The sequence below is a fragment of the Ramlibacter sp. genome, assembly GCF_035554825.1.
Taxonomy (GTDB): Bacteria; Pseudomonadota; Gammaproteobacteria; order Burkholderiales; family Burkholderiaceae_C; genus Ramlibacter.
In genome coordinates this window covers 18,759-29,429 of record NZ_DATMHS010000128.1, presented here as the reverse complement: position 1 = coordinate 29,429, position 10,671 = coordinate 18,759, and the positions used below count along the sequence as shown (strand labels likewise).

The window sequence follows — 10,671 nt, the reverse complement described above, 5'->3', positions numbered from 1 at the left end:
CTATGCAGCCCGGTTCATAGCTCGCAGATCCCGATGCGCCGCGGCGGCGCGCCGCGTAGCATCGGCCGCGCATGAACACCTTTTCCGACGGCCTCGTCACCGCGGTGCTGCTGATCGGCGGCCTCGATCCCACCCTGGCCGCCATCGTCGGCCGCTCGCTCGCCGTGAGCGGCGTTTCCGCCACGCTCGCCTGCGCCATCGGCGTGCCGCTCGGCGCGTGGCTGGGCGTCGCCCGCTTCCCCGCGCGCGGCGCGCTGCTCACGCTGCTGAACACACTGCTGGCGCTGCCCTCGGTGGTGGTGGGACTGGTCGTCTACCTGCTGCTGTCGCGCACCGGACCGCTGGGCTTCCTCGGCTGGCTGTTCTCTTTCAAGGCGATGGTCGTCGCGCAGACCGTGCTGGTCGTCCCGGTGGTCGCCGCGCTGACCCGCCAGAGCGTCGAGGACGCGCACGCGGCGGGCGGCGAGCAGTTGCTGTCGCTCGGCGCCGGCGCCGCGACCCGCAGCCTGCTGCTGGCCTGGGACGAGCGCTACGCGCTGCTCACGATCGCGATCGCGGCGTTCGGGCGCGCGGTGTCGGAGGTGGGCGCGGTGATGATCGTCGGCGGCAACATCGACGGCTTCACCCGCGTGATGACCACCGCGATCGCGCTGGAAACCAGCAAGGGCGACCTGCCGCTGGCGCTGGCGCTGGGCATCGTGCTGCTGGGCACCGTGCTGGCGCTGAACGCGGCGACCGCGCTGCTGCGCCGCTGGCGCAGCCTGCGCGACGACCGGCCGCTGGCGCTGGCAGGCGCGCCGGCATGAGCGCGCTGATCCAGCTCAAGGGCGTGGACCTGCGGTTCGGGCCGGTGCAGGCGCTGCGCGCCGTCGACCTGCGGATCGCGCCGGGCGAGCGCGTCGCGCTGGTGGGCGCCAACGGCAGCGGCAAGAGCACCCTGCTGCGGGTGCTGCACGGGCTGCTGCCGCCGGCGGCCGGATCGGTGCTGCGCGACGGCGCCCGGCGCCAGGCGATGGTGTTCCAGCGGCCGTACATGCTGCGCACTTCGGCCATGAACAACGTGGCGTTGGCGCTGTGGCTGCGCGGCACGCGCTGGCGCCAGGCGCGCGAGCAGGCGCTGGCGGCGCTGGCGCGCGTCGGCCTCGCCGAGGCGGCGCTGCGCAGCGCGCGGGCCCTGTCCGGCGGCCAGCAGCAGCGGCTGGCCCTGGCCCGCGCCTGGAGCCTGCGCCCCGACGTGCTGCTGCTGGACGAGCCGACCTCCAGTCTCGATCCGCAAGGCAAGCGCGAGGTCGAGGCGCTGATGGCGCAGTTCGCGGCCGACGGCATGACGCTGGTCTTCGCCAGCCACAACCTCGGCCAGGTCAAGCGGCTGGCCACCCGCGTGGTCTACCTGGAGCAGGGCCGCGTGCTCGCCGACCTGCCGGTGCACGACTTCTTCAACGGGCCCCGGCTGGCGCAGACGTCCGGCGAGGCCGAACTGTTCATACGGGGGGAGCTGGCATGAGACGGGACGGGTTGCTGGCGCGCGGCCGCCGCGCCGCAGCGAAGCTGTTGCTGGCGGGGGCGGCCGCCGCCGGCGCCGCGGGCGCCTGGGGCGAGACCATCACCATGGCCTCCACCACCTCGACCGAACAGTCCGGCCTGTTCGGATTCCTGCTGCCGGCATTCAGCAGGGCCACCGGGATCGAGGTCAAGGTGGTCGCCGTGGGGACCGGACAGGCCATCGACATGGCCCGCCGCGGCGACGCCGACGTGCTGTTCGTGCACGACCAGGCGGCGGAAGAGAAGTTCGTGGCCGAGGGCGGCGCCGTCCAGCGCTGGCCCGTGATGTACAACGACTTCGTGCTGGTCGGCCCGAACAGCGACCCGGCCGGCGTGCGCGGCCACGACATCGTGGCGGCGCTGCGCAGGATCGCGGGCGCCAGGGCGCCGTTCGTGTCGCGCGCCGACAAGAGCGGCACCCACGCGGCCGAACTGCGCTACTGGGCCCAGGCCGGCGTCGCGCCGGCCCGGGTCGGCGGCTACCAGCAGTGCGGCTGCGGCATGGGGCAGGCGCTGAACATCGCGTCGTCGGCCAATGCGTATGCGCTGGCGGACCGCGGCACGTGGCTCAGTTTCGGCAACCGGGGCGAGCTCGGCGTGCTGGTCGAAGGCGACCGCAAGCTGTTCAACCAGTACGGGGTGATGGTGGTGAATCCGGCGAAATACCCGCACGTGAAGGCGAGGGCGGCGCAGGCGTTCGTCGACTGGGTCACCTCGCCCGCGGGGCAGTCGACCATCGCGGCATTCAAGATCAACGGCCAGCAGCTGTTCTTTCCGAACGCCGGCCGGTAGCGCCGGCGACAGCTACTTCCTGCCCAGCTTGCGGTAGACCGTGGCGCGGCTGATGCCCAGCGCCTGCGCGGCTTTCACGACGTTGCCGCGCGCCTCGGCCACCGCCTTGCGGATCAGCGCGATCTCGACCTCGCGCAGCGGCGCCTTGGCCGGGATGCTGACGCCCGCGTGGCCCGGCAGTTGCGGCAGCGCCTGCAGGCGCAGCCCGGACCACAGCGCCACCTCCACCGGCGGCGCCGCGCTGCGGCGCGCCAGGTCGAACCACGACTCGCAGCGCTGCGCGAACAGTTCCGCCGAATGGGTGGGCCCGCCCGGGGGCGCCAGCTGCGGCAGCAACTGCCTGGCCGCATCGTTGCAGCCCAGCACCCAGCCGTCGGCATCGAGGCACACCAAGCCGTCATCGGGGCCGCCCAGCGACCGTCCCGGCCAGTTCAGGCGCAGCAGCAGCGCGTGCGGCAGCCGCAGCACCAGTTCGTTCTCGATGCTGCGGGCCGATTGCGCCGCCAGGTGTTTCAGTTCCGGCCGCTCGATCGCCTCCACGCCGGTGAGGTCGAGCATGCCGACGCAGCGGCCGTCCGGTCCGAACAGCGGCGCGCCGGCGCAGCTGTACACCGACGTGTCGGCAAAGAAATGCTCGCCCCGGTGCAGCCAGACCGGCTGCAGTTCCGTCAGGGCCGCGCCGATGGCGGTGGTGCCGACGCACCGTTCGGACAGATCGACGCCGACCCGCGTGATCAGGTCGGCGCGCCGGTCGCCGCGATCGATCGGCCCGTGGGCATCCACCACGATGCCTTCGTGATTGGTCAGCACGGCGAAGTAGCGGCTGCTGGCCAGCGTGGCGCCGAGCCGCTCGAGCACCGGTCGCGCGGCCCGCACCAGCGGCTGGTTTTCCTCGATCACGCGGCGCCGCGCCGGCGCGGCGATGAGGTCGAAGGTGAGATGGTGCTCCGGCCGCTGCCCCAGCGCGAGGCAGCGCCGCCAGGAGCGTTCCACCCAGGCTTCGATCGGCAGCGGGGCGCCGGCGTCCTCGCCGCCGAGCACGGCGCGCCGCGCGCGCGCGATCAGTGCGAGCCGGTCGCGAGCCGCGAGCGCAATGGTGCTGGGCATGACGGGATTGTCGGCCAACAAGGATGAGATGTCTCAAGTTGAGAATAACTCGAACGCCTAGGGTTAGTACGCATCCGGCGCGGCGAACCCGGTTTCAACAATGGTTAAGCAAAACGGCTGCAGAACGGCGCCGCTGGCGCCATCACTTCCAGGAGAGACGCAGATGCAAAAAGTGCTGCACATCAACGCGGACAAGTGCACAGGCTGCCTGCAATGCGAGATGGCGTGCTCGTTCGAGAACTACGGGACCTTCGCCACGGCGCGCTCGCGCATCAAGGTCTTCGACTTCCACCACACCGGCAAGAAGGTGCCCTACACCTGCACCCAGTGCGACGAGGCCTGGTGCCTGCACGCCTGCCCGGTGGAGGCGATCACGATCGACCGGATCACCGGCGCCAAGGTGGTCAACGAGACCACCTGCGTCGGCTGCAAGGTCTGCACCATCGCCTGCCCGTTCGGCACCGTGAACTACGTGCAGGAGACCGGCAAGGTGCAGAAATGCGACCTGTGCGGCGGCCAACCGGCCTGCGCCGACGCGTGCCCGACCGGCGCCATCACCTACATCGACGCCAACTGGACCGGCCTGGACCGCATGAAGCAGTGGGCCGGCAAGCTTGGCAACCAACCCGCTGCGTGAAGGAGGCAACATCATGTCCTGGGCAGGAAAGATTCTTCGCGTCGACCTCACCAACGGCACCGTCAGGCCGGAGCCGCTGAACATGGACTGGGCCCGGGCCTACATCGGCTCGCGCGGCCTCGCCTCGAAATACCTGGTCGAGGAGATCGATCCCACGATCGATCCGCTGTCGCCGGCCAACAAGCTGATCTGGTCGACCGGCCCGCTCACCGGCACCATGGCCTCCACCGGCGGGCGCTACACGGTCGTCACCAAGGGGCCGCTCACGGGCGCGATCGCCTGTTCCAACTCGGGCGGCTACTTCGGGGCCGAGCTCAAGATGGCCGGCTGGGACATGGTGATCGTCGAGGGCAAGGCGCCCCGGCCGGTCTACCTGTACATCAACGACGACCTCGCCGAACTGCGCGACGCCTCTGGCCTGTGGGGCAAGACCGTGTGGCAGACCGAGGAGATCCTCAAGAAGTCGCTGCAGGATCCGCTGCTGCGCGTGTCGAGCATCGGCCGCGCCGGCGAGAACCTGGTGCTGTACGCCTCGATCGTCAACGACCTGCACCGGGCGGCCGGCCGCTCGGGCGTGGGCGCCGTCGCCGGCAGCAAGGGCCTGAAGGCGATCGCGGTGCGCGGCACCAAGGGCGTCGGCAACATCCGCAACCCCGCGGCGTTCATGCAGGCGGTGAAGGAGAAGAAGAAGATCCTGGCCGAGAACGCGGTGACCGGCCAGGGGCTGCCGGCGTTCGGCACGCAGGTGCTGATGAACGTGATCAACGAGATCGGCGCCCTGCCGACCCGCAACCACCGCGACGTGCAGTTCGAGGGCGCCAAGGACATTTCGGCCGAGGCGATGGCGACGCCGCGCAAGACCGACGGCCGCAAGCACCTGGTGACCAACCAGGCCTGCTTCGGCTGCACCATCGCGTGCGGGCGCATCAGCAAGATGGACGAGGGCCACTTCACCGTGGCCAACAAGCCGCAGTACTGGAACGCCAGCGGCGGCCTGGAGTACGAGGCCGCCTGGGCGCTCGGCGCGGCCAACGGCGTCAACGACCTGGAGGCCCTGCAGTACGCCAACCAGCTGTGCAACGAGGACGGCATCGACCCGATCAGCTTCGGCGCCACCGTCGGCGCCGTGATGGAGCTGTACGAGATGGGCGTGCTGACCAAGGAGCAGGTCGGCATCGAGGCGACGTTCGGCTCGGCCCAGGCGCTGGCGTTCCTGGCCGAGCAGACGGTCACCGGCCAGGGCTTCGGCAAGGAAATCGGGCTGGGCTCCAGGCGGCTGACGGCGAAGTACGGCCATCCCGACCTGTCGATGAGCGTCAAGGGCCAGGAATTCCCCGCCTACGACGGGCGCGGCATCCAGGGCATCGGCCTCGCCTACGCCACCAGCAACCGCGGCGCCTGCCACCTGCGCGGCTACACCGTCGCCTCCGAGGTGATGGGCATTCCGGTCAAGACCGATCCGCTCGCCACCGAAGGCAAGCCGGAACTGGTGAAGGCGTTCCAGGACGCGACCGGCGCGTTCGATTCGTCGGGCCTGTGCATCTTCACCACCTTCGCGTGGGGCCTGCCGGACCTGGCGCCGCAGCTGTCCGCCGCCTGCGGCGAGGACTATTCGACCGAGAACCTGGCCCTGATCGGCGAGCGGATCTGGAACCTGGAGCGCGACTTCAACAACCGCGCCGGACTCACCGCCGCCGACGACACGCTGCCCAAGCGGCTGCTCACCGAGCCGGCCAGGACCGGACCGGCCAAGGGCAAGGTCAACGAGCTGGCGAAGATGCTGCCGCACTACTACGAGGTGCGCGGCTGGAATGCCGACGGCACCCTGAAGCCGGAAACGCGGCAGCGCCTGGGGCTGTAGCCGTGACGATGCACCACCTGATCCTGGGCGCCGGGCCCGCGGGGGTGATCGCCGCGGAGACGATCCGCAAGCACCGGCCGCAGGACGCCGTCACCATCGTCGGCGACGAGCCGGAACCGCCGTACTCGCGCATGGCGATCCCCTACCTCCTGAGCGGCAAGATCGGGGAGCAGGGCACGTGGTTGCGCAAGGAAGCTGGCCACTACGACGCGCTGCGCATCAACGTGGTGCGCGACCGCGCCACCGCGCTCGACACCGCGTCGCGCACGGTGACGCTGGCGAGCGGACGCCAGCTCGGCTTCGACACCATGCTGGTCGCCACCGGCTCGATGCCCTTGCGCCCGCCGATCCCGGGCATCAACCTGCCCGGCGTGCACCCGTGCTGGACGCTGGAGGACGCGCGCCGCATCATGGCGCTGGCCGTCCGCGGCGCGCGCGTGCTGCAGATGGGCGCCGGCTTCATCGGCTGCATCATCATGGAGGCGCTCGCCGCCCGCGGCGTGCAGCTCGCCGTCGTGGAGATGGGCGACCGCATGGTGCCGCGCATGATGGGCCCGACCGCCGGCGCCATGATCAAGGACTGGTGCCTGGCGCGCGGCGTGCAGGTCTACACCGGCACCAAGGTGGAGGCGATCAGCCCGGGAGCGCCGCTGTCGGTGCGCCTGTCCAACGGCGAGCGGATCGGCGCCGACCTCGTGATCAGCGCCACCGGGGTCAAGCCGGCGATCGGCTTCCTGGAGGGTTGCGGCGTGCGCTGCAAGACCGGCGTGCTTGCCGATGCGTTCATGCAGACCAACGTGGCGGGCATCTACGCGGCCGGTGACTGCGCCGAAGCCTTCGACAACTTCAGCGGCCGCCACGTGGTGAGCGCGATCCAGCCCAATGCGTCCGAGCAGGGGCGGGTGGCCGGCCTCAACATGGCGGGGTTGCGCGCGCAGCTGCAGGCGGTCACGCAGATCAACGTGCTCGACACGCTGGGGCTCGTGTCCACCAGCTTCGGCGAATGGCGGGGCCTGCCCGGCGGCGACCAGGTGGAAGTGACGGACCGCAACGCCGGGCGGCACCTGAGCCTGCAGTTCAAGGACGACCTGATGGTTGGCTGCAACAGCGTCGGCTGGACCGACCATGTCGGCGTGCTGCGCGGCCTGGTGGAAGGGCAGGTGCGGCTGGGGCCGTGGAAGGACCGGCTCAAGGCCGATCCGACCCGCCTCGTGGAAGCGTATCTCGCCAGCGCCCAGGCGCAGGGCCAGTGGCAAGGCGCCCGGGACGAGCGCCGCCGGTGAAGATCACCTTCAAGCTGTTCGCCACGCTCACGGACTACCTGCCGGCGCCCTCGCGCGCCGACAACGTGGTGGCGCTGGAGGTGCCGGCCGGTGCCACCATCGCGCAGGTGATCGAGCCGTTCCGCCTGCCGCCGAAGCTGGTGCACCTGGTGCTGGTCAACGGTGTCTACATCGGCCCGGCGCAACGGGCCAGCCACGCGCTGCGCGAAGGCGACACGCTGGCGATCTGGCCGCCGATCGCGGGCGGCTGATGCAGTCGGCCTACCCGCCGGCCTTCGAGCGCGAGATGGGATGCACCGAGGCCGAGTGGCTGCGCACGCTGCCGGCGGCGATCGGCCCGCGCGCGTGGCGGCGCGACGGCGCCACGGCCAGCGCGCAGATCGGCGGCGGCACGCTGCATCTGGCCTGGCGCGCCGGCGCGCCGCGCACGATCGGACGGGTGCGGCTGCCGCGCCTGCAGGTGAGGTTCCGCTTCGAGGATGTCGGGCCGGACGAGCGGCTGGCCTTCATGCGGCGGTTCGACCTGTACATGCAGCGCGGCGGCGGCTGAAGCCGGTCACATCTTCGACGGCAGCCAGGTCGCGATCTGCGGGAACCACCACAGCAGCAGGACCATCACGCACATCAGCAGGAAGAAGGGGAAGGTCACCTTGGCGATCCAGGTGATCTCCTTGCCGGTCATGCCCTGCAGCACGAACAGGTTGAAGCCCACCGGCGGGGTGATCTGCGCCATCTCCACCACGATCACGATGAAGATGCCGAACCAGATCAGGTCCAGCTTCGCGGCCGTCACGGTCGGCAGGATCACGCCCATCGTCAGCACCACCATCGAAATGCCGTCCAGGAAGCAGCCGAGGATGACGTAGAAGACCGCCAGCGCGACGATCAGCATGAACGGGCTCAGGCCCAGCGACGTCACGAACTCGGCCAGGTGCCGCGGCAGCCCGATGTAGCCCATCGAGAGCGTAAGGAACGCGGCGCCCGACAGGATCAGCGCGATCATGCAGTACAGGCGGGTGGCGCCCAGCAGCGATTCGCGGAAGGTGGCCCAGGTGAGCGAGCGCTGCACGGCCGAAATGAGCAGGGAGCCCACCACGCCGACGGCGGCGGCTTCGGTCGCCGTCGCCACGCCGCTGTAGATCGAGCCGAGCACCGCCGCGATCAGCAGCACCACGGGGATCAGGTGCCGCGACTCGTGCAGCTTCTCGCCGAAGGACAGCACCCGGTCCGGCGGCGGCACGCGGTCGCGATTGAGCCCCGACCAGACGGCCAGGTAGCCGGAGAAGAGGGCCGCCAGGACGATGCCAGGGATGATCCCGGCGACGAACAGGCGCGCGATCGAAACGTCGGCCGTCACGCCGTACACGATCATGATGATCGAGGGCGGGATCAGCAGGCCCAGCGTGCCGGCGCCGGCCAGCGAGCCGATGGTGATGTCCTCCGGGTAGCCGCGCCGGCCCAGTTCCGGCAGCGTCATCTTGCCGATGGTCGCGCAGGTGGCGGCCGACGAGCCGGAGACGGCGGCGAAGATGGTGCAGCCGATCACGTTGGTGTGCAGCAGGCGGCCGGGCAGGCGGCTCACCCAGGGCGCGAGGCCGCGGAACATGCTCTCGCTCAGTTTCGTGCGGAACAGGATCTCGCCCATCCAGATGAACAGCGGCAGGGCGGTGAGGGTCCAGCTCGACGCCGAGCCCCACACGGTGATCGCCATCGCGTCGCCCGCGGGGCGCGAGGAGAACAGCTGCATGCCGATCCAGGCGACGCCGGCCAGCGTGAGGCCGATCCAGACGCCGGTGCCCAGCAGCGCGAACAGCGCCACGATCAGCAGGGTGGTGATGGTGACGTCACTCATTGTGCAGGGCCTCCCCGGGCGCGGCCTCGCGCCGCTTGCCGCTCCACTGCAGGAACCACTCGTCGACGAACGCGACCAGCAGCACCACGGTGCCAATCCCCATCGCGATCTGCGGGATCCACAGCGGGGTCGCGTCGTTGCCGGTGGAGACGTCGTTGATGGCGTGCGACTGCCAGGCCAGGCGCACCGAATAGAACGCGAACAGGCCGGCCAGCAGCACCGCCACCGACAGCGCCCACATCTGCAGCACCTGGCCGGCGCGGCCCTTCAAGCGGCCCAGCAGCAAGGTGACGCGGATGTGTTCGTTGCGCTTGAGCGTATGGGCCAGCGCCAGGAAGCCGGCCGCCGCCATGCTGTAGCCCGCATAGGCGTCGGTGCCGGGAATGTTGAAGCCGAGCTGGCGGCTGATGATGGAAAGCAGCACCCATACCAGCACGCCGATCATGGCCAGCGCGGCGAGCCAGGCCGCGGCGTCGTACAGCAGATCCAGAGTTCTTCTCATGTGAAAAGTCCCGCAGGGCTGCGAGCCGCCGCGGGACACCCCTTCCTCGTGTGCCTTGTCGTCAGAGCTTGCGGTACGCGTCGACCAGTTGCTTGCCTTCGGGGCCGGCCTTGTCCAGCCATTCCTTGAGCATCGTGTCGCCCACCTTCTTCATGTCGGCCTTCAGCTGCGCCGGCGGCGTGATGATGCTCATGCCGTTTTGCTTCAGCAGGTTCTGGGTGCGGGTGTTCTCCGCCTTCGACATGTTCCAGCCGCGCGTTTCGGCTTCGGCGCCGGCCTTCAGCACGGCGTCCTGCGTCGCCTTGTCGAGCGCGTTGAAGGCCGCCTTGTTGACGATGACGGCGTTCTTCGGCAGCCAGGCCTGGGTGTCGTACCAGTTCTTGATGTGCTCGTAGGTCTTGGAGTCGTAGCCGGTCGAGCCGGACGACATGTACGAATCGACGACGCCGGTGGCCATCGCCTGCGACAGCTCGGCGGCCTGCACCGTGACCGGCTGCGCGCCCACCAGTTCGGCGATGCGCGCGGTGGCCGGGCTGTAGGCGCGCCACTTCAGGCCCTTCATGTCGGCCGCCGAATTGAGGGTGCGCTTGGTGTAGATGCCCTGCGGCGGCCAGGCGACGGCGTACAGCAGCATCATGCCCTGCTCGCCGAGCTTCTTCTCGAGGAACGGCTTTTGCGCCTTGTACAGCTTCATCGATGCGTCGTAGCTGTCGGCCAGGAACGGCAGGCCATCGGCGCCGAAGAGCTGCCACTCGTTCTGGAAGTTCACCAGCAGGATCTCGCCGATCTGGGCCTGGCCCTGCTGCACCGCGCGCTTGATCTCGGGCGCCTTGAACAGCGCGGCGTTCGAGTGCACCGTGATCTTCAGCTTGCCCCCGGTCGCCTTGTCCACGTCGTTGGCGAACTGCACCAGGTTTTCGCTGTGGAAGTTGCTGGCCGGATACGCCGCGGGCAGGTCCCACTTGGTCTGCGCCATCGCCGCGCCGCCGAGCGCGAGCGCCGCGGCCATCAATCCGAACTTGAGTTTCATGGTCTCTCCGGGAGAATTGGGAAGATGAGAAAGCCGAGCATACGTGCGAATGCCGTGCCAGCCGA

General features: G+C 69.9%; 12 protein-coding genes. 8 read left to right on the top strand and 4 right to left on the bottom strand.

The window, feature by feature from the left end:
- Positions 1-71: 71 nt before the first annotated feature.
- The 3 genes from VNT59_RS15665 to VNT59_RS15655 are packed head-to-tail and all read left to right on the top strand — an operon-like array spanning position 72 to position 2,334.
- The gene (locus VNT59_RS15665; RefSeq protein WP_325499718.1) at positions 72-806 is read left to right on the top strand and encodes an ABC transporter permease; all 735 of its coding nucleotides are present in this window, start codon (positions 72-74) and stop codon (positions 804-806) included.
- On the top strand, positions 803-1,504 hold the full coding sequence (locus tag VNT59_RS15660; protein WP_325499716.1) for a phosphate ABC transporter ATP-binding protein: 702 nt from the start codon (positions 803-805) through the stop codon (positions 1,502-1,504). Before VNT59_RS15665 ends, VNT59_RS15660 begins: the two co-directional genes overlap by 4 nt.
- On the top strand, positions 1,501-2,334 hold the full coding sequence (locus VNT59_RS15655; RefSeq protein WP_325499714.1) for a substrate-binding domain-containing protein: 834 nt from the start codon (positions 1,501-1,503) through the stop codon (positions 2,332-2,334). Before VNT59_RS15660 ends, VNT59_RS15655 begins: the two co-directional genes overlap by 4 nt.
- A gap of 12 nt (positions 2,335-2,346) precedes the next feature.
- Here VNT59_RS15655 and VNT59_RS15650 read toward each other — a convergent pair whose 3' ends face one another.
- Positions 2,347-3,441, bottom strand: coding sequence for a helix-turn-helix domain-containing protein (locus VNT59_RS15650; protein WP_325499712.1), 1,095 nt, complete (start codon positions 3,439-3,441; stop codon positions 2,347-2,349).
- 163 nt (positions 3,442-3,604) lie between these two features.
- Here VNT59_RS15650 and VNT59_RS15645 point away from each other — a divergent pair, with 163 nt between their 5' ends.
- Genes VNT59_RS15645 through VNT59_RS15625 form a run of 5 tightly spaced genes read left to right on the top strand, consistent with a single transcriptional unit; the run spans position 3,605 to position 7,772 of the window.
- Positions 3,605-4,078, top strand: a complete 474-nt coding sequence (locus VNT59_RS15645; protein WP_325499710.1) for a 4Fe-4S dicluster domain-containing protein — start codon at positions 3,605-3,607, stop codon at positions 4,076-4,078.
- A gap of 13 nt (positions 4,079-4,091) precedes the next feature.
- On the top strand, positions 4,092-5,939 hold the full coding sequence (locus tag VNT59_RS15640; protein ID WP_325499708.1) for an aldehyde ferredoxin oxidoreductase family protein: 1,848 nt from the start codon (positions 4,092-4,094) through the stop codon (positions 5,937-5,939).
- Between the two features lie 8 nt (positions 5,940-5,947).
- Positions 5,948-7,222, top strand: a complete 1,275-nt coding sequence (locus VNT59_RS15635; RefSeq protein ID WP_325499720.1) for an NAD(P)/FAD-dependent oxidoreductase — start codon at positions 5,948-5,950, stop codon at positions 7,220-7,222.
- Positions 7,219-7,473, top strand: a complete 255-nt coding sequence (gene thiS / locus VNT59_RS15630; protein WP_325499706.1) for a MoaD/ThiS family protein — start codon at positions 7,219-7,221, stop codon at positions 7,471-7,473. The genes VNT59_RS15635 and thiS overlap by 4 nt, the downstream gene beginning before the upstream one ends.
- Positions 7,473-7,772 carry a hypothetical protein gene (locus VNT59_RS15625; protein WP_325499705.1) on the top strand — a complete coding sequence of 100 codons (300 nt, stop codon included), beginning with the start codon at positions 7,473-7,475 and terminating at the stop codon, positions 7,770-7,772. Before thiS ends, VNT59_RS15625 begins: the two co-directional genes overlap by 1 nt.
- 6 nt (positions 7,773-7,778) lie before the next feature.
- Here the strand turns inward: VNT59_RS15625 and VNT59_RS15620 are convergent, their stop codons facing one another.
- The 3 genes from VNT59_RS15620 to VNT59_RS15610 all read right to left on the bottom strand — a co-directional run bounded on the left by VNT59_RS15620 (position 7,779) and on the right by VNT59_RS15610 (position 10,606).
- Positions 7,779-9,074, bottom strand: a complete 1,296-nt coding sequence (locus tag VNT59_RS15620; protein ID WP_325499703.1) for a TRAP transporter large permease subunit — start codon at positions 9,072-9,074, stop codon at positions 7,779-7,781.
- Positions 9,067-9,576 carry a TRAP transporter small permease gene (locus VNT59_RS15615; protein WP_325499701.1) on the bottom strand — a complete coding sequence of 170 codons (510 nt, stop codon included), beginning with the start codon at positions 9,574-9,576 and terminating at the stop codon, positions 9,067-9,069. Before VNT59_RS15615 ends, VNT59_RS15620 begins: the two co-directional genes overlap by 8 nt.
- A 61-nt stretch (positions 9,577-9,637) precedes the next feature.
- Complete coding sequence (locus tag VNT59_RS15610) at positions 9,638-10,606, bottom strand: TRAP transporter substrate-binding protein (RefSeq protein WP_325499699.1); 969 nt, start codon at positions 10,604-10,606, stop codon at positions 9,638-9,640.
- Between the last annotated feature and the right edge of the window lie 65 nt (positions 10,607-10,671).